The organism is Salipiger sp. D13, assembly GCF_003703915.1.
GTDB lineage: Bacteria > Pseudomonadota > Alphaproteobacteria > Rhodobacterales > Rhodobacteraceae > Salipiger > Salipiger profundus.
This window is the reverse complement of sequence record NZ_ML112590.1, coordinates 435736-452393: the sequence shown is the minus strand read 5'-3', so window position 1 is coordinate 452393 and position 16658 is coordinate 435736. Positions and strand designations below refer to the sequence as shown.

The window sequence follows — 16658 nt, the reverse complement described above, 5'->3', positions numbered from 1 at the left end:
GGTCAGGAAAGCAGAGCGGCGGGTTTCGGGCAAGGGGCCGGTCAGCGCGCGGCGCGCAGGAAGGCGCGTAGCGTGCTTTCGGGCTGCCGGATATGGGCGAGCGCTGGCTGCTGCCGCGAGAACACGTCGAAGTGGTAGGGCAGCACGGTCTCGGCGATCTGGTGGAACATCCGCGCCGCGCCGAAGCTGAGATCGTCCGGCGCGAAGAGCGCGTAGCGCGTCCCGGGATCCACCCTTTTCGCGAGCCTTGCCTCGAGAGCGACCAAGGTCAGGGTCCGCATGAAATCCGTGTAGACGTGATCGACCGCCGAGAGGTCGGCGAGCTGTGCCGTGTCTGTCCGGTGGAGCGGAGCATCGAGAGCGCGGCGCAGACCATCGAGATGGTCTACCGGGCCGATCGTGCCGTGGAAATGCTGGTAGGCGACGTTGCGCCTTGCGAAGATGGCGGTCTCGACGGGCATGGGGCCTCCTCGAGAAACAGGTATATGGAATATATCTTAAATCAAGCCGTGGGGTGCGACTGTAGCTGCCTAGCTGTCCGGGCCGTCAGCGACTGTCCATAAGAAGCTCTGTGAGGCTGTTCCGAACGACGCCGATCAGTATCAGCGCCTTGCGGATCCTCCTGTTGAACCAGCAGCACCATCTCGCGTCCTTCCGTGAGTGCAGGAGGGGGAGCGTCGACACCTTGTAAGGCAGGCAGGTCACCGGGCTGGCGTCCGCGGCGGGTGCCGCTTCCGGTCGCACGGGCCGCGGCTCTGGGGAGCGGGCACCACTTTTGCAGAAAGCAAAAGCCCGCGCCGAAGTGGCGCGGGCTCCTGTGAGGCATGCAATGCGATGCGGAAGGTCAGTCCATCGCCTTGAAGTTGAACTCGCCGCCTTCCTTGATGCCCGAGAACCAGCGCGCCGTGACGGTCTTGGTCTTGGTGTAGAAGCGGAAGGCGTCGGGGCCGTACTGGTTGAGGTCGCCGAAGCCGGACTTCTTCCAGCCGCCGAAGGTGAAGTAGCTCAGCGGCACCGGGATCGGGAAGTTGATGCCGACCATGCCGACGTTCACCCGGTGCGCGAAGTCGCGCGCGGTGTCGCCGTCGGCGGTGTAGATCGCCGTGCCGTTGCCGTAGTCGTTCTTCATGACCAGGTCGAGCGCCTCGTCGTAGGTCTCGGTGCGCACCTGGCTCAGGACCGGGCCGAAGATCTCTTCCTTGTAGATGTCCATGTCCGGCGTGACGTTGTCGAACATCGACGGACCCACGAAGAAGCCGTTCTCGTAGCCCTGCAGCTCGAAGTTGCGGCCATCGACCACCAGGTTCGCACCCTGCTCGACACCCGAGGCGATGAGCCCGTTGATGCGGTCCTTCGACGCCTGGGTGATGACCGGGCCGTAGTCCACGTCGTCGCCCGAGGTGTAGGGGCCGACCTTGAGCGCCTCGATGCGCGGGACCAGCTTCTCGATCAGCGCGTCTGCGGTCTTCTGACCGACCGGAACCGCGACCGAGATCGCCATGCAGCGTTCGCCCGCGGCGCCGAAGCCGGCACCGACCAGCGCGTCGGCGGCCTTGTCGATGTCCGCGTCGGGCATGATGATCATGTGGTTCTTGGCGCCGCCGAAGCACTGGGCACGCTTGCCGTTCGAGCAGGCGCGGCCGTAGATGTACTGTGCGATCGGGGTGGAGCCGACGAAGGCCACTGCCGGGATCTCTTCGTGGTCGATGATGCCGTCGACGATGTCCTTGTCACCGTTGACCACCTGCAGCACGCCCTCGGGCAGGCCTGCTTCGATGAGCAGCTCGGCGAGGCGCAGCGCGGTCGAGGGCACGCGCTCGGAGGGCTTGAGGATCATCGCGTTGCCGCAGGCGAGGGCGCCGGCCATCTTCCACAGCGGAATCATCGCCGGGAAGTTGAAGGGCGTGATGCCCGCGACCACGCCGAGCGGCTGACGCATCGAATACAGGTCGATGCCCGGCCCGCCGTTGTCCATGAACTCGCCCTTGAGCATCGCCGGCGCGCCCATGCAGACCTCGACGAACTCGAGACCGCGCTGCACGTCGCCCTTGGCGTCGGGCAGGGTCTTGCCGTGCTCGAGCGACACGAGCTCGGCCAGCTCGTCCATGTGCTCGTTGATCAGGGCGCCGAACTTCATCATCACCCGCGCGCGACGCTGCGGGTTGGTGTTGCCCCAGCCGATCTGCGCCTCGGCGGCCTTGGCCACGGCATCGTTCAGTTCTTCCTGGCTGGCAAGCGGTACCTTGGCGATGGCTTCGCCGGTGGCCGGGTTGAACACCTCGGCGAAGCGGCCCGAAGTGCCCTTCACGTGCTGTCCGTTGATGAAATGCGTCAGTTCTTTCATGGTCGCTCCTCCTGGAAGTCGGGGTTGGCCAGACCTTAGTCTTGCGGAAATGCAGGAAACAGAGGTAATCGGGCAAAAAGGTTTTGCATTTTCGCAAAGGTGAGCGATGCGTAGCAACTGGGACGACCTGCGGATATTCCTTGCGGTGGCGCGTGGCGACAGCCTGTCGGGCGCGGGGCGCGTGTTGCGCATGGATCCCGCGACCGTCGGCCGCCGGGTGGCGCGGCTCGAGGAGGCGCTGGGCCAACCGCTCTTTGCGAAAAGCCCGCAGGGTTACGCGCTGACCGAGGCCGGGGCGCGGCTGATGAGCCATGCGGAAGAAGCCGAGCAGGCGCTGGGGCAGGGTGCCGAAGCGGTGCGCGGCACCGGCGAGGGCATGTCCGGCCAGATCCGCATCGGCGCGCCGGACGGTTGCGCCAACTTCCTGCTGCCGCAGGTCTGCGCCGAGATCGGCGCGCAGAACCCCGACCTCGAGATCCAGATCGTCGCGCTGCCGCGCATCGTGAACCTGTCCCGCCGCGAGGCGGACATCGCCATCGGCGTCTCGGCGCCCACCGCCGGGCGGCTGGTGGTGCAGAAGCTCACCGATTACCGGCTGCATCTCGCCGCCTCCGAGGGCTACCTCGCGCAGCATCCGCCGATCCGCACGCGGGCAGACCTGAAGGGGCACCGCTTCGTCGGCTACATTCCCGACATGATCTTCGACAAGGAGCTCGACTACCTCGCCGACCTCGGGCTCGAGCGGGTGGGGCTGGCGTCGAACTCGGTGTCGGTTCAGTTCCACTGGCTGCGGCAGGGGGCGGGCCTGGGAATCGTGCATGATTTCGCGCTGCCGGCGGGGCCGGGCCTGCGCAAGGTGCTGCCCGACGACGTGGCGCTGTCGCGCAGTTTCTACCTGATCCGTCACGCCGACGACCGCCGCCTGGGGCGGCTCAATACCTTTGCACAGGCACTGCACCAGGGCGTGCGGCGGGAATTAACCCGCCTCGAAGGTATGACTTGACAAAATGTCGCACCCTCCGCGACGCTGTTTGCACGTGCAGAAGAGCGATTGGAGGAGAGCCGGATGCAGGTTCAACAGATTCTCAAGGACAAGGCCGACGACGGCGTCGTCACCGTCGGCCCCGGCGCCACCGTTGCCGAGGCGGCGCGCGTCCTTTCCGAGCGGCGCATTGGCGGCGTGGTGATCTCGGAGGATGGGCAGACCGCGCAGGGGATCCTGTCCGAGCGTGACATCGTGCGTCAGCTGGCCTCGGAGGGGGCAGAGGTGCTGTCGATGCGGGTCGACCAGCTGATGACCAAGACGCTGCAGACCTGCACCTGCGCCGAGGACAGCAACGTCGTTCTCGCCCGCATGACCGAAGGCCGCTTCCGTCACATGCCGGTCGTCGAGGACGGCGTGATGGTCGGCATGATCACCATCGGCGACGTGGTGAAGGCGCAGATCGCGGAACTGGCGATGGAAAAGGATGCCCTGCAAGGCATGATCATGGGCTATTGAGGCTCAAGGAAACCGAACGCCGGGGGTTGCATTCATCGACGCAATATTGTTGCGTGCCGCAAAACGGTAGATGAGGGGCAACCCCATGCGCATCGGTCTTTATCCCGGCACCTTCGACCCGATCACGCTGGGCCATATCGATATCATTCGCCGCGCCGCGGCGCTGGTCGACAGGCTCGTGATCGGAGTCGCCATCAACGGTGACAAGGGGCCTCTCTTCACGCTCGAGCAGCGGGTCGCGATGATCGAACAGGAATGTCGCGCGCTCTCGGAAGAGACCGGCACCGAGATCGTCGCCCATCCCTTCGAGAACCTGCTCATCGACTGTGCCCACGACGTGGGCGCGCAGATCATCGTGCGCGGGCTGCGCGCGGTGGCCGACTTCGAGTATGAGTTCCAGATGGTCGGCATGAACCGGGCGCTGGACCAGAGTGTCGAGACCGTCTTCCTGATGGCCGAAGCCCGGCACCAGGCGATCGCGTCGAAGCTGGTCAAGGAAATCGCCCGGCTTGGTGGCGACGTGAGCAAGTTCGTTACGCCGCCGGTATACAAGGCGCTGCAAGAGCGCTTCGCGCCGGACGATCAGGCGCCGTAGACAGCGCGGCGGGCAAGTTCCGCCTCGTGGCCGACGATGTCGCAATCCATGCGGGTGCGCTCGGGCAGTGTCTTCAGCGTGTTGATGGCGCGGTCGTAGGCGTAGCGGCGGTAGAGCGTGTTCAGAACGGTCATGTCATCCATCCTTGGGGTTGGCGCCCGCGATCAGGCGCTGGCTTGGCCATAAACGGCGCGGGTGGCGATGCGCTGTGCGTCGCCCTTGTCGATGTCGAGATCGAGTGCCACGTCGAGCGGCATGCTGCGCAGCTCGCGCAGGGTCCGGCGGTATTGGGCGTGGCGTTCGAGGCGGGTCTTCAAGCTGTCGTAGAGGTGGGTCATGGGCGTCTCCATCGTCTCCCCCCTTTTCGGTTGCCGTTGGCGCTAACCTAGCGATGCCGCAACGCAGCACAACTTCCGAAACCCGATCTCCGACCTGCAGAAATTGCATGGCGCGCACAGGGCGAAGCGGCGCCACTGCCAAGACCTCGTTTTTTCACGCAAAAGGGGGCGGGGCCGTTTCCGACCCCGCCCCTCGAAGCGGTTCCAACCGGGCCCGTGGGCCCGCTGTCCGGTGCGATCAGATGAGCTTGCCCATCGCGACGGCGGTGTCCGACATGCGGTTCGAGAAGCCCCACTCGTTGTCGTACCAGGTCAGGATGCGGACCATCTTGCCGTCCATGACCTTGGTCTGGTCGAGGTGGAAGATCGACGAATGCGGGTCGTGGTTGAAGTCGATCGAGACGTTGGGCTTGTCGGTGTAGCCCAGAACGCCCTTGAGCGGGCCGTCGGCGGCGGCGCGGATCGCGGCGTTCACTTCCTCGACCGTGGTGTCCTTCTTCGCCTCGAAGACGAGGTCGACGACCGACACGTTCGGGGTGGGCACGCGGATCGCGACGCCGTCCAGCTTGCCGTTCAGCTCGGGCAGCACGAGGCCCACGGCCTTGGCGGCACCGGTCGAGGTCGGGATCATCGACAGCGCCGCGGCGCGGGCGCGGTAGAGGTCCTTGTGCATCGTGTCCAGCGTGGGCTGGTCGCCGGTGTAGCTGTGGATCGTGGTCATGAAGCCCTTTTCGATGCCGATGGCATCGTTGAGCACCTTGGCGACCGGCGACAGGCAGTTGGTGGTGCACGACGCGTTCGACACGACGACATCGTCGGCGGTCAGGCTGTCGTGGTTCACGCCGAAGACGATGGTCTTGTCGGCGCCCGACGCGGGGGCCGAGACGAGCACGCGCTTCGCGCCGTTCTCGAGGTGCAGTGCGGCCTTGTCACGCGCGGTGAAGATGCCGGTGCATTCCAGCACCACGTCGACGTCGCCCCAGGGCAGGTCGGCGGGGTTGCGCTCGGCGCTGACCTTGATCGGGCCGCGACCGACGTCGATTGTGTCGCCGTCGACCTTCACCTCGACCGGGAAGCGGCCGTGCACGCTGTCGAACTGCAGCAGGTGGGCGTTGGTCTCGACCGGGCCGAGGTCGTTGATGGCGATGACCTCGATATCGTTGCGGCCGGATTCGATGATGGCGCGCAGCACGTTGCGGCCGATGCGTCCGAAGCCGTTGATGGCGACTTTGACGGTCATGGTGTTCTCCTCGCTTTTCGGAAGGCGGCGTTCGTGCGCAAATCAGCAGGTTGCCCGGGGTAAGTCAACCGGCCCGGATGCGCCCTGTCGCCGTTTAGCGCCAGAAGGCCATCCAATCGAGCAGCACGAAGAGCTTTCGCCCGAGAAACACCAGATGTTCCGAGCCGAACGCCCAGACATCCACCGCGAGGGCGGCAAGGATCAGAAGCCCGATCCAGATCGCGAGCCGATTGGTCATGCGATGCGTCTTGCCAGAGCCCGGGGGCGCTGTCACGCCTGTTCTCTCGCGCCTTGTCCCGAGGGGGCCGTGCGTGGTGCGGCCTCGCCCTGCGGCGGCGCGAGCGGCGTGCTCATCAGGTCCTCGATGAAGAGGCTCAGGAAGGCGCCCCGGCCGGTCACGCCCGCCTTGCGGTAGATCCCGTTCAGATGCGATTTCACCGTGCCCTCGGCCGAGCCGCGGATCTGCGCGATCTCGGGGATCGACAGCCCCTTGAGCATCAGCATCGCCACGTCCTGCTCGGAGGGCGTGAGCGCCCAGCTGCGGAACTGCGCGTCGACGATGTCATGGAAAGCGCCGGCGGCGAGCGAGAGCTGCCGCTCGAGGTGAACCTTGCGCCGCAGCAGCCCCATCAGCCAGCGGGTTTCGACGAAGACGGCGGCGATCAGCCCGAGCGCCGCCAGCAGCTCCACCATGAAGTGCCAGTGCGTGAACGGCGGCCAGCCGATCTCGATCCCGTCGCTGGCGACATCGGCAAGGAAGAAGACCGCGCAGAGGCTCTGCACGGTGATCAGCGCGAGGAGCGGGCTGGCCCGCTCCGTCGTGGCAGCGGCTTTGTCCTTCATGACTCGATGTTTGCACCATCGGGAACATGTTTGACACCCGTGATCATCGCGCCGGGCAGGTTCACACCGGTGCGCCGGCTTTCATGCAGCACCGCGGCGATGTGCATGAGCACCGAGATCTCGGCCCAGTCGACCAGCAGCTCGTGGGTTTCCTCGACCCAGCCCACGCCCCAGAAGGCGTTTGTGGTCATCATGTAGCCGGTGGCCACGATGGCGGCGAGCGTCAGCAGCAGGTTGTAGATCATCAGCGCGCCGAGCGGCGTGTGCATGAGGTGCACGCGGCGCCGGCCGGTGGCCATGTCGGAAAGCTGGGTCCGCACGCGGTCGCGGTTGGGCAGGAAACTCGCGAAGCGCGCCGAGTGCGGCCCGACGAAGCCCCAGAGCAGGCGGAAGGCGATCAGCCCGCCGATGATGTAGCCGACGTAGTGGTGAAGGTCCGCCTCGGGGTCGGTGAAGAAGGCGTTGGCGACGAAGAAGGTCGCAAGGCTCCAGTGGAACACGCGCAGGAGCGGGTCCCAGATACGGTGATGCGTCATGGTCTCGATGTCCTGTGAAGGGGGCGGCGCGGCCCGCGCAGCCCGGCCCGGGACAGGGGGCGGCGGGGATCCGGCGGGCAGCGCCGCGGGCGCGGGCTCAGTCCTCTCCCTTGGTCTTCACGATGTTGAGGTCGGAATCGAGGTAGAGTTCCAGCCGGGCGCCGTCCTTGAGCGCATAGACTTCGATCATGCCGTCTTCACTGTCGACACGGCGCACCTCGTAGCCCTCGGCGGTGAGCTTCTGCTCGACCTTGGCCTTGGTGTCCGCGTCGATCTCGGGCGAGGCCAGCGCCGGGCCTGCGAAGCTGAGGACGGCGAGGGCTGCGATGATCTGGCGTTTCATGCGGTATCTCCTGTGTTGCCGGAGCGTGTCGGGGGCGGGAGTGCCCCTGTCCGGTGCTTCAGGAGATGCCCGCCCGATCCGCCCCGCGCCATCGGACGCCAGGTGCAGATCGGACGGCCTGCAACTTTGGTTCAGGCCTTCTTCTTAACGGCCGCGGCGATCCAGAGCGCGACGAACAGGAGGCTCGCGATGGTGTTCCAGCTGGCCATCGAGAGGCCGAGGAAATCCCACAGGACCTCGTCGCAGCGCTGGATCTCGGCCGACATGATCTGGTTGAGCAGGTCGTCGGCGCTGATGCCGGTGACCGGCGCCGAGGAGGTGCAGGTGGTCGGCCCTTCCCACCAGGCGCGCTCGACGCCGGTATGGTAGAACCCGATGGCGGCGGTGGTCAGCGCCGAGAGCGCGCCGAGCAGCGGCAGCGCCGGGCCGCGCGTGGCCAGCGCCGCGGCGCCGATGACGACGGCGGCGGCATGCGGCCAGCGCTGCCAGATGCACAGCTTGCAGGGCGGCAGGTCGCCCAGGAACTGGAAGCCGAAGGCGCCGAGCAGCACGGCGGCGGATCCCGCCGCGGCGAGCAGGATGAGAATGTTGCGCGATAGGGTCACAGGTACCTCACGAGGTAGAAGCCGCCGACCAGCAGCAGCACGAAGAGGGTGAAGACAAGGCCGAGCCGCCGTTCGATGAAATCGCGGATCGGCGCACCGAAGGCCCGGAGCAGCCCCGCCACCACGAAGAACCGCAGCGAGCGGGCGATGATGGCGGTGACGACGAAGGTGGCCATCGGCATCGCCGTCCAGCCGGACATGATGGTGATCACCTTGAACGGGAAGGGCGTGATGCCGGCGATCAGGACCGCCCAGAAGCCCACGCCGTTGAAGCGCGCGTTGAAGGCAGCAATGTGGTCGCCCTTGCCCAGCGCCTCGAGGATCGGCCGGCCGATGCCCTCGAAGAAGAAATGCCCGATGCCGTAGCCCAGCAGGCCGCCGAGCACCGACGACACCGTCGCCACCAGCGCGATCAGCCACGCCCGGCGGGGCGCGGCGAGGATCATCGGGATCATCAGCACGTCCGGCGGAATCGGGAAGACCGAGGCCTCGATGAAGGACACCGCCGCCAGCGCCCAGAGCGCCTTGGGATGGTCTGCAAGCGACATGGTCCAGTCGTAGAGGCGGCGCAGCATGAGCAAGGTCTCCGGTTGTCCGCCTTGCAGGAAGCATGGGGGGCGGCGGGGTGCAACAGACGAAATGGTGTTCCGCGATGCGCTGTGACGCGAGGGCTGCATCCTGCGCAAGCAGGGAGCAATCCTACCGCATCCGACGCTCCGTGCTTCTTGTCTCCGCCGGTGAGCAGGACTGCCGAAAACCGACATCGGCTCCGGGGCCCCGGAACTGCGCCCGGCGGCACGTGCCGGCCTGCCTCCGGCGGGGATATTTGCAGCCAGAAGAGGCCACGACGCGCACCCCCTGTGCTTCTTCTGGCTAAAAATATCCCCGGGGTGAATGCGCCGTGAGGCGCAGAGGGGCAGCGCCCCTCCTGCCGGATCGCATAAATGAGGTGTGCGGTCGGATCGAGCGTTCAGCCGCGCCGCCGGCGCCTTCGACCGCCACCCTCGCCGCCGCCGGTGTTGAAACTCACCTCTGGCAGAGTCACCTGCGCAAGCAGTTCGGGGAAGGGGTCAACGGCGTGAGGCAACGCGTTGGCGGCGACGAAGTGTTCCTGGAAGCGCGGCTCGATGGCGGTCTCGACCTTGGTGATCTCGCGCACGTCGCGCTCGATCTGCCTCCGTGCAGCGAGGTTGCACAGCGCGATGCGTGCCCCGGTGCCGGCCGCGTTGCCTGCCGAGGTGACCTTGTCGATCGGCACGTCGGGGATCATCCCGAGCACCATCGCGTGTAGCGGCGAGATATGCGCCCCGAAGGCGCCGGCAAGCACCACGCGGTCGACCTTGTCGACGCCGCGCTCGTCCATCAGCAACCGCGCGCCCGCGTAGAGCGCCGACTTTGCCAGCTGGATCGCCCGGATATCGCCCTGGCTCACGCTGACCAGCGGGCCGCCCTCGGCGGTGCCGTCGTGCAGCACGTAGGAGTGCGTCCGCCCCTCGGGGATGCAGCGCGCCGTGCCGGTCTGCTCGGCCGATCCGATCAGCCCCTTGGCGTCCAGCACGCCGGCCATGCGCATCTCGGCCACCGCCTCGATGATACCCGAGCCGCAGATGCCGGTGATCCCGGTGCGTGCCGCCGCCTTGGCAAAGCCCGGCTCGTCGGACCAGAACTTGCAGCCGATGATGCGGAACTTCGGCTCCCTGGTTTCGGGGTCGATGCGCACCGCCTCGATGGCGCCGGGCGCGGCGCGCTGGCCGGAGCTGATTTGCGCGCCCTCGAAGGCCGGCCCCGTGGGCGAGGAACAGGCGAGCACCCGGCTGGTGTCTCCAAGCAGGATCTCGGCGTTGGTGCCGACGTCGACCACCAGCACGAGGTCCTCGGACTTGCCCGGCTCTTCCGACAGCGCCACCGCGGCGGCATCGGCGCCGACGTGGCCGGCGATGCAGGGCAGCACGTAGACCTGCGCCGAGCTGCGCAGCGAGGTCAGCGCGAGATCCGCCGCGGTCAGGTTCAGCGCCGACGACGTCGCAAGCGCAAAGGGCGCCTGTCCCAGTTCCACCGGGTCGATGCCCAGCAGCAGGTGGTGCATCACGGGGTTGCAGACGAAGACCGCCTCCAGGATCTGCGCGGTCTCGATCCCGGCCTCGGCGGCGATCTCCTCGGCCAGCGTCGAGATCGCCTCGCGCACGGCGGCGGTCATCTCGGCGTCGCCGCCGGGGTTCATCATCGCGTAGGACACCCGGCTCATCAGGTCCTCGCCGAAGCGGATCTGCGGGTTCATGATCCCCGAGGACGCGACGACCTCGCCGGTGTCGAGGTTGGTCAGATGCGCGGCGATGGTGGTCGAGCCGAGATCTATGGCAAGCCCGAAGATCCCGGTCTCGAGCAGGCCGGGCCAGGCGGCGACGATGCGCGGCACCGCCTCCGCGTCGGTGCTGTGCAGCGCCACGGTGATCTTCCAGCCGCCCTTGCGCAGGATCGGCTGCAGTCCGGACAATGTGGAAAACTCCGTGGACACCTCGGGGATATCCCACTGCGCCCGCAGTGCGCGCTGCACCCGTTCGAGGTCACCCGTCGGCTCGTGCATGTCCGGCTCGTCGACCTCGACGTAGTAGAGTCGCGTCGCCGGGTCCATCTCGATCACCCGTGCCGAAGCCGCCTTGCGCACCACCTGCCGGTGCACCTGGCTCTCGGGCGGCACGTCGATCACCACGTCGCCGCGGATCTGTGCCTGGCAACTCAGCCGCCGCCCCGGTTTCAGCCCGCGCTTTTCGTCGTAACGCTCCTCGACCGAGTTCCATTCGGAGAGCGCGTCCTCGGACGAATGGATGCCATGCTTCGAGAAATCCCCGAAGGCGGGTTTCACCTGGCATTTCGAACAGATGCCACGGCCGCCGCAGACCGAGTCGAGATCGACCCCCAGCTGTCGTGCGGCGGTGAGCACCGGCGTGCCCACGGGAAAGCGGCCGCGCTTGCCGGAGGGGGTGAAGACGACGAGAGGGTCCTTGGACATGGCAGATCCTTTCCTGCGCGCATTGTAGGCACCTTGTGGAAAAGTCGCGGCTTCGACGCAAGTCCGAAGGCGTCTCGCTCACCCGTCGCCGAGCCAGCGCAGGATGTCGGCCCGGTTGCCGTCGAGCTCGGGCGCCGCGGGCCGGGCAGGGCGATCCTCCATCCCCGAGATCTTGATCGGGTTGCCTGGCGCCTTGAACGTCGCGCGTCCGAAGCGGTCGAGCACGTCGACGATCATGTTGCGCGCCATGAGCTGCGGGTCCTTCAACACCTGCGCCATGTCCTGGATCGGGGCGCAGGGCACCCCCGCCGCGGTGAGCCGCGACAGCCAGTAGGAGCGGGGATGCTCGAGCGTCGCCGCCTCGATCAGCCGCTTCAGCAGCCGCGCATGGGCCAGCCGCGCGGCGTTGTCGACGAAGCGCGGGTCGTCGGAGAGGGGCAGCTGCAGGCACATGCACAGCCGTTCGAACTGCGCGTCGGTGCCGGCGCTCACCACGAAGGGCCCATCCGAGGCCGCCACCGCCTCGCTGGGCGCGATCAAGGGGTGCCGCGTGCCGGCCGCCTCCGGCGCCGGGCCGACGGCCGCCTGCGTCACCGCCTGCTCCATCATCGCGATTTGCGCGTCGAGCAGGCCCACGTCGATCCGTCGCCCCGTGCCACTGCGGGCCCGGTCGTAGAGCGCCGCGAGCACCCCGTGCGCGAGGAACATGCCCCCGGCGAGCTCGGCCACCGATCCGCCGGCACGCGCCGGTGTGCCGGGCGCACCGGTCATCGCCATCATGCCGCCTCGAGCCTGCGCCACCGCATCGTAGGAGGGGCGTTTCGCATCCGGCCCGGTCTGGCCGTAGCCACTGACCGAGGCATGGATGAGCGCGGGGAAGCGTGTGTGCAGCGTCTCCCAGTCGAGCCCGTGGCGTGCCAGCACGCCGGGGCGGAAGTTCTCGACCACCACGTCGGCGCGCGCCAGAATGCGGTCGAGCAGGGCGCGGTCGGTCTCGTCCTCGAAATCCAGCGCGATCGAGCGTTTCCCTCGGTTCAGCGTGGCGAAATAGGCGCTCTTGCCGTCCTTCAGCGGCGGCAGCGCGCGCGCTCCGTCGCCGCGCCCCGGGCGTTCGACCTTGATGACGGCGGCGCCGAGGTCGGCGAGGATCATGGTGGCGTAGGGACCGGAGAGAATCCGGCTGAAATCGACGACGGTGACGCCGGCAAGGGGAAGCGACATGGGCCTTTGGCTCTCTGATGTCCGTGACTGCTCCGTCCCAGCTTCACGCAGCCGCCCCCAACCGCGCAAGAGATTCGCTAGGCCCGCCCGCGGTTTCTGCGCCACCCGTTACGCGCGAGCCTCGGCCGGTCGGCACAGCTTCAGGTCGTTCACGGCGAGGGGGCGCCCCGCCGATGTGACCACTACGGCGCCGCCCGGGCGTGGAACACGAAGCCCAGCAGGTTCATCAGCAGTTGCGCCGCGAGGATCGAGGTCGACCCGGTCGGGTCGTAGTCCGGCGCCACCTCCACGAGGTCGATGCCCACGATCCGGTGCTCCCGTGCCACGATCTGCAAAATCTCCAGCACCTCGTAGTAGAGGAACCCGCCATGGCTCGGCGTGCCGGTGCCTGGCGCGATCGAGGGGCAGAAGCCGTCGATGTCGATGCTGATGTAGACCGGCGCGTCCGCCGGCAGCCGCTCCGCGACACCGGCCGCGCCAAGCACGCGCGCCTGCCGGACCGAGAGGATGTCCGATCCCATCGCCCGGGCCGCGTCGTAGCCGTCCTTGGCGATGGAGCTCACGTTGCGGATGCCGACCTGCGTGAGCCCGCTCACCCAGGGCTTCTCGGCGGCCCGCCGCATCGGGTTGCCATGGCCCCGCGTCACCCCGTGGCGCTCGTCGACGAAATCGAGATGGGCGTCGATCTGCAACAGGTGAAAGGGCGCATGCCCCTCGAAGGCCTCGATGCAGGGTATGTTGATCGAGTGGTCGCCGCCGATCACCACCGGCAGCGTCCCCGCCGAAAGCGCCGCCTCGACCCCAGCGCGGATGTTGCCGTGGCTCGCCACCGTGTCGGTATGCACGATGTCCGCGTCGCCCATGTCGACGATCCGCACCTCCGGCCCGAGATAGGTGACGTCGTCCTCGTGGTCGTAAGCGCCCGCGTGCCCGAAGGAGAACAGCGTCGAGGCCTCGCGCACGCCGCGCGGCCCGAACCGCGCCCCCGCACGCCACTGCGTGCCCGCGTCGAACGGCGCCCCGAGGATTGCCGCATCCGCCTCGATCCGGGTCCAGTCCTCCACGAACGGCTTCTTCGCGAAGGTGCAGATCCCGGTAAAGGGCAGGTTCAGCCGCCCGCCGTCGTATCCATGTGCCACGTCGATCCCTCCATCAGTGTCCGGTGCCGCCACCCTGCGCCGTCCGCCGCGGCTTCGCAATCGCTGCCCCCGATGCGCCGGCGCCCGCCTCTTCTCCGGTTTCCCAAATACCCTCGGGGGAGTCCCGGCGCCCGCCGGGACGGGGGCAGAGCCCCCCGATACGCCGACAGCCGCGCCGGGCGATGGAGGGGACCGGGAAACAACCGGCCCGAAGGGGGCTTTCCCCTCCCGCGCATCCATGCAATAGGGACGTGCCAACCGATCCCCTCCCAAGGAGCCACCCCCATGGAGATTCGCGAGGCCCTCACCTTCGACGACGTTCTTCTCGTTCCCGCGGCGTCCGGCGTTCTGCCGAGCACCGCAGACACGCGTACGCAGGTGACGAAATCCATCGCCCTCAACATCCCGCTGCTCAGCTCGGCCATGGACACCGTGACCGAGGCCCGCATGGCCATCACCATGGCGCAGGCCGGCGGCATCGGGGTCATCCACAAGAACTTCACCGTCGACGAGCAGGCCCAGCAGGTCCGCCGGGTGAAGCGCTTCGAAAGCGGCATCGTCTACAACCCGGTCACGCTGACCCCCGACCAGACGCTCGCCGACGCGAAGGCGCTGACCGAGCGCTACGGCTTCACCGGCTTCCCGGTGGTGGACGCCGAGAAACACGTGGTCGGCATCGTCACCAACCGTGACATGCGCTTCGCCCAGAAGGACGACACGCCGGTGCGGGTCATGATGACCTCGGAAAACCTCGCCATCCTGCAGGAGCCCGCCGACCGCGAGGAGGCGATCAGCCTTATGCGCGCGCGCCGGATCGAGAAGCTGCTGGTCACCGATGCCAACGGCAAGCTCACCGGCCTGTTGACGTTGAAGGACACCGAGAAGGCCGTGGTGAACCCCACTGCCTGCAAGGACCACCTCGGTCGGCTGCGCTGCGCGGCGGCCACCGGCGTCGGCGAGGCGGGTTTCGAGCGCTCCGAGGCGCTGGTCGACGCGGGCGTCGACATCCTCGTGATCGACACCGCCCACGGCCATTCTCAGGGCGTGATCGACGCTGTCACCCGCGCCAAGCGGATGTCGAACGAGCTTCAGGTCATCGCCGGCAACGTCGCCACCGCCGAGGCCACGAAGGCGCTCATCGACGCGGGCGCCGACGCGGTCAAGGTCGGTATCGGCCCGGGCTCGATCTGCACCACCCGGATGGTCGCCGGCGTCGGCGTGCCGCAGCTCACCGCGGTGATGGAATGCTCGCGCGCGGCCGGAGACGTTCCGGTGATCGCCGACGGCGGCATCAAGTTCTCGGGCGATTTCGCCAAGGCGATCGCCGCCGGCGCCTCCTGCGCCATGGTCGGCTCGATGATCGCGGGCACCGACGAGTCCCCGGGCGAGGTCATCCTCTACCAGGGCCGCAGCTTCAAATCCTATCGCGGCATGGGCAGCCTCGGCGCCATGGCGCGCGGCTCCGCCGACCGCTACTTCCAGAAGGACGCGGCCTCGGACAAGCTGGTTCCCGAGGGGATCGAGGGGCAGGTGCCCTACAAGGGCTCGGCCGGCGCGGTCATCCACCAGCTCGTTGGCGGCCTGCGCGCGGCGATGGGCTATACCGGCTGCGCGACCGTCGAGGAAATGCGCCACAACTGCAACTTCGTGAAGATCACCAACGCCGGGCTGCGCGAAAGCCACGTGCACGACGTGGCGATCACCCGCGAAAGCCCGAACTACCGCATCGGATGACCCCGGCGGCACGTGTGCAGGCGGCGGCCGAGATCCTCGACCGCATCGCCGCCGGCACCCCGGCCGAGCAGGCGTTGCTCGGCTGGTCGCGGGGCGCGCGTTTCGCGGGCTCCAAGGACCGTGCGGCGGTGCGCGATCACGTCTTCGACGTGCTGCGCCGCTGGCGCTCGACCGCGGCGCTGGGCGGCGGCGAGACCGGGCGGGCGCGGATGCTGGGACTTTTGCGGCAGCAGGAAATCGACCCCGATACGCTGTTCACCGGCGCCCGCCACGCGCCGGAAGAACTGGACGCGGATGAGCGCAGCGCCGGCGAGGCGCCGGATGGCGCCGTTGCTCTCGATCTGCCCGACTGGCTCTCGCCGCTGTTCGAAAGCTCGCTCGGCAGCGAGGCCGCCGTGGCCGCCGAGGCTTTACGGCATCGCGCGCCGGTCTTTCTGCGTGTGAACATCCTGCGCACCTCGCGCGACGCGGCCCAGGCCGCGCTGGGCGAGGAAGACATCGTCACCCGGCCATATCCGCTGGCCGACACCGCGCTCGAGGTGCTCGAGGGCGCCCGTCGGGTCGCCCGCTCGCGCGCCTTTTCCGAAGGCCTCGTCGAGCTTCAGGACGCCGCCAGCCAGGCGGTTGTCGAGGCGTTGCCGCTCGGCCCCGGCATGCGTGTGCTCGACTACTGCGCCGGGGGCGGGGGCAAGGCGCTTGCCATGGCCGCTCGTCTCGCGGGGCCTGTCGACGCGCATGATGCGAACACGGCGCGGATGTCGGATCTGCCCGCAAGGGCCGCACGGGCCGGGGCCAAGATCCGGCGGGAGGACAAGCCGCGAGGGCCCTACGATCTCGTGCTCTGCGACGTGCCCTGTACCGGCAGCGGATCTTGGCGCCGGGCCCCGGAGGGCAAGTGGCGGCTGACCCCGGAGGGGCTCGACCGTCTCCGTGCCACGCAGGCCGAAATCCTGCGCGAGGTCGCACCGCTCGTCTCGCCCGGCGGCACGCTTGCCTATGCCACCTGTTCGGTGCTCGCGCCGGAAAATGGCGAGCAGGTCGATGCGTTTCTCTCCGAACATGTCGGCTGGTCCGAAACGCTGCGACGCCAGTTCCTGCCGCGCGACGGCGGCGACGGCTTCTTCCTGTCCTGCCTCACCCGAACCGATTGATCGGGGCCGGCCCAGGGGCTTGAGGACAGGGACTTTGTTTTGGTTTACCTTTGGTTAA

At 67.9% G+C, this 16658-nt stretch carries 19 protein-coding genes; 5 read left to right on the top strand and 14 right to left on the bottom strand.

Annotation, left to right across the window (positions count from 1 at the left end; genetic code table 11):
- Positions 1-41: 41 nt before the first annotated feature.
- The gene (locus D6860_RS02115; RefSeq protein ID WP_076624390.1) at positions 42-461 is read right to left on the bottom strand and encodes a hypothetical protein; all 420 of its coding nucleotides are present in this window, start codon (positions 459-461) and stop codon (positions 42-44) included.
- Between the two features lie 383 nt (positions 462-844).
- Complete coding sequence (locus tag D6860_RS02110) at positions 845-2344, bottom strand: CoA-acylating methylmalonate-semialdehyde dehydrogenase (protein WP_076624391.1); 1500 nt, start codon at positions 2342-2344, stop codon at positions 845-847.
- Between the two features lie 106 nt (positions 2345-2450).
- On the opposite strand from D6860_RS02110, the gene D6860_RS02105 reads away from it, so the two are divergent.
- The 3 genes from D6860_RS02105 to coaD all read left to right on the top strand — a co-directional run bounded on the left by D6860_RS02105 (position 2451) and on the right by coaD (position 4440).
- A complete protein-coding gene (locus D6860_RS02105; protein WP_076624392.1) occupies positions 2451-3347 on the top strand; it encodes a LysR family transcriptional regulator in 897 nt (298 codons plus the stop codon).
- Positions 3348-3410: 63 nt separating this feature from the next.
- A complete protein-coding gene (locus tag D6860_RS02100) occupies positions 3411-3845 on the top strand; it encodes a CBS domain-containing protein (protein WP_017469183.1) in 435 nt (144 codons plus the stop codon).
- Positions 3846-3930: 85 nt separating this feature from the next.
- Positions 3931-4440: a pantetheine-phosphate adenylyltransferase gene (coaD, locus tag D6860_RS02095; RefSeq protein ID WP_017468700.1), complete on the top strand. Its 510-nt coding sequence runs from the start codon at positions 3931-3933 to the stop codon at positions 4438-4440.
- Here coaD and D6860_RS02090 read toward each other — a convergent pair.
- The 12 genes from D6860_RS02090 to speB all read right to left on the bottom strand — a co-directional run bounded on the left by D6860_RS02090 (position 4428) and on the right by speB (position 13715).
- Positions 4428-4574, bottom strand: a complete 147-nt coding sequence (locus tag D6860_RS02090) for a hypothetical protein (protein ID WP_017468699.1) — start codon at positions 4572-4574, stop codon at positions 4428-4430. The genes coaD and D6860_RS02090 overlap by 13 nt on opposite strands.
- 30 nt (positions 4575-4604) lie before the next feature.
- Positions 4605-4778, bottom strand: coding sequence for a DUF1127 domain-containing protein (locus D6860_RS25150; protein WP_164845628.1), 174 nt, complete (start codon positions 4776-4778; stop codon positions 4605-4607).
- Between the two features lie 238 nt (positions 4779-5016).
- Positions 5017-6018 (bottom strand): type I glyceraldehyde-3-phosphate dehydrogenase, encoded by a 1002-nt coding sequence (gene gap / locus D6860_RS02085; RefSeq protein WP_076624393.1) that lies wholly within the window; start codon positions 6016-6018, stop codon positions 5017-5019.
- A 94-nt stretch (positions 6019-6112) separates the two neighbouring features.
- Positions 6113-6256, bottom strand: a complete 144-nt coding sequence (locus D6860_RS25145) for a hypothetical protein (protein ID WP_017468964.1) — start codon at positions 6254-6256, stop codon at positions 6113-6115.
- Positions 6257-6288: 32 nt separating this feature from the next.
- Positions 6289-6861, bottom strand: coding sequence for a helix-turn-helix transcriptional regulator (locus D6860_RS02080; protein ID WP_017468963.1), 573 nt, complete (start codon positions 6859-6861; stop codon positions 6289-6291).
- Complete coding sequence (locus D6860_RS02075) at positions 6858-7397, bottom strand: cytochrome b/b6 domain-containing protein (protein WP_076624394.1); 540 nt, start codon at positions 7395-7397, stop codon at positions 6858-6860. Before D6860_RS02075 ends, D6860_RS02080 begins: the two co-directional genes overlap by 4 nt.
- A 97-nt stretch (positions 7398-7494) precedes the next feature.
- The gene (locus tag D6860_RS02070) at positions 7495-7740 is read right to left on the bottom strand and encodes a PepSY domain-containing protein (protein WP_076624395.1); all 246 of its coding nucleotides are present in this window, start codon (positions 7738-7740) and stop codon (positions 7495-7497) included.
- A 131-nt stretch (positions 7741-7871) separates the two neighbouring features.
- Complete coding sequence (locus D6860_RS02065) at positions 7872-8345, bottom strand: disulfide bond formation protein B (protein ID WP_076624396.1); 474 nt, start codon at positions 8343-8345, stop codon at positions 7872-7874.
- Complete coding sequence (locus D6860_RS02060; RefSeq protein WP_076624397.1) at positions 8342-8920, bottom strand: YqaA family protein; 579 nt, start codon at positions 8918-8920, stop codon at positions 8342-8344. Before D6860_RS02060 ends, D6860_RS02065 begins: the two co-directional genes overlap by 4 nt.
- A gap of 395 nt (positions 8921-9315) precedes the next feature.
- Complete coding sequence (locus D6860_RS02055) at positions 9316-11355, bottom strand: ASKHA domain-containing protein (protein WP_076624398.1); 2040 nt, start codon at positions 11353-11355, stop codon at positions 9316-9318.
- A 78-nt stretch (positions 11356-11433) separates the two neighbouring features.
- On the bottom strand, positions 11434-12576 hold the full coding sequence (locus D6860_RS02050; RefSeq protein ID WP_076624399.1) for a CaiB/BaiF CoA transferase family protein: 1143 nt from the start codon (positions 12574-12576) through the stop codon (positions 11434-11436).
- Between the two features lie 182 nt (positions 12577-12758).
- Complete coding sequence (gene speB, locus D6860_RS02045) at positions 12759-13715, bottom strand: agmatinase (RefSeq protein WP_076624400.1); 957 nt, start codon at positions 13713-13715, stop codon at positions 12759-12761.
- 285 nt (positions 13716-14000) lie between these two features.
- Between speB and guaB the strand changes: the two genes are divergently transcribed.
- Positions 14001-15449, top strand: coding sequence for an IMP dehydrogenase (guaB, locus tag D6860_RS02040; RefSeq protein WP_076624401.1), 1449 nt, complete (start codon positions 14001-14003; stop codon positions 15447-15449).
- The gene (locus D6860_RS02035) at positions 15446-16600 is read left to right on the top strand and encodes an RsmB/NOP family class I SAM-dependent RNA methyltransferase (protein WP_076624402.1); all 1155 of its coding nucleotides are present in this window, start codon (positions 15446-15448) and stop codon (positions 16598-16600) included. Before guaB ends, D6860_RS02035 begins: the two co-directional genes overlap by 4 nt.
- Positions 16601-16658 lie beyond the last annotated feature (58 nt).

Bases quoted from the DNA above. Each gene is read 5' to 3' on its own strand.
- D6860_RS02115 (WP_076624390.1), bottom strand. From the start codon at position 461: ATGCCCGTCGAGACCGCCATCTTCGCAAGGCGCAACGTCGCCTACCAG.
- D6860_RS02110 (WP_076624391.1), bottom strand. From the start codon at position 2,344: ATGAAAGAACTGACGCATTTCATCAACGGACAGCACGTGAAGGGCACT.
- D6860_RS02105 (WP_076624392.1), top strand. From the start codon at position 2,451: ATGCGTAGCAACTGGGACGACCTGCGGATATTCCTTGCGGTGGCGCGT.
- D6860_RS02100 (WP_017469183.1), top strand. From the start codon at position 3,411: ATGCAGGTTCAACAGATTCTCAAGGACAAGGCCGACGACGGCGTCGTC.
- coaD (WP_017468700.1), top strand. From the start codon at position 3,931: ATGCGCATCGGTCTTTATCCCGGCACCTTCGACCCGATCACGCTGGGC.
- D6860_RS02090 (WP_017468699.1), bottom strand. From the start codon at position 4,574: ATGACCGTTCTGAACACGCTCTACCGCCGCTACGCCTACGACCGCGCC.
- D6860_RS25150 (WP_164845628.1), bottom strand. From the start codon at position 4,778: ATGACCCACCTCTACGACAGCTTGAAGACCCGCCTCGAACGCCACGCC.
- gap (WP_076624393.1), bottom strand. From the start codon at position 6,018: ATGACCGTCAAAGTCGCCATCAACGGCTTCGGACGCATCGGCCGCAAC.
- D6860_RS25145 (WP_017468964.1), bottom strand. From the start codon at position 6,256: ATGACCAATCGGCTCGCGATCTGGATCGGGCTTCTGATCCTTGCCGCC.
- D6860_RS02080 (WP_017468963.1), bottom strand. From the start codon at position 6,861: ATGAAGGACAAAGCCGCTGCCACGACGGAGCGGGCCAGCCCGCTCCTC.
- D6860_RS02075 (WP_076624394.1), bottom strand. From the start codon at position 7,397: ATGACGCATCACCGTATCTGGGACCCGCTCCTGCGCGTGTTCCACTGG.
- D6860_RS02070 (WP_076624395.1), bottom strand. From the start codon at position 7,740: ATGAAACGCCAGATCATCGCAGCCCTCGCCGTCCTCAGCTTCGCAGGC.
- D6860_RS02060 (WP_076624397.1), bottom strand. From the start codon at position 8,920: ATGCTGCGCCGCCTCTACGACTGGACCATGTCGCTTGCAGACCATCCC.
- D6860_RS02055 (WP_076624398.1), bottom strand. From the start codon at position 11,355: ATGTCCAAGGACCCTCTCGTCGTCTTCACCCCCTCCGGCAAGCGCGGC.
- D6860_RS02050 (WP_076624399.1), bottom strand. From the start codon at position 12,576: ATGTCGCTTCCCCTTGCCGGCGTCACCGTCGTCGATTTCAGCCGGATT.
- guaB (WP_076624401.1), top strand. From the start codon at position 14,001: ATGGAGATTCGCGAGGCCCTCACCTTCGACGACGTTCTTCTCGTTCCC.
- D6860_RS02035 (WP_076624402.1), top strand. From the start codon at position 15,446: ATGACCCCGGCGGCACGTGTGCAGGCGGCGGCCGAGATCCTCGACCGC.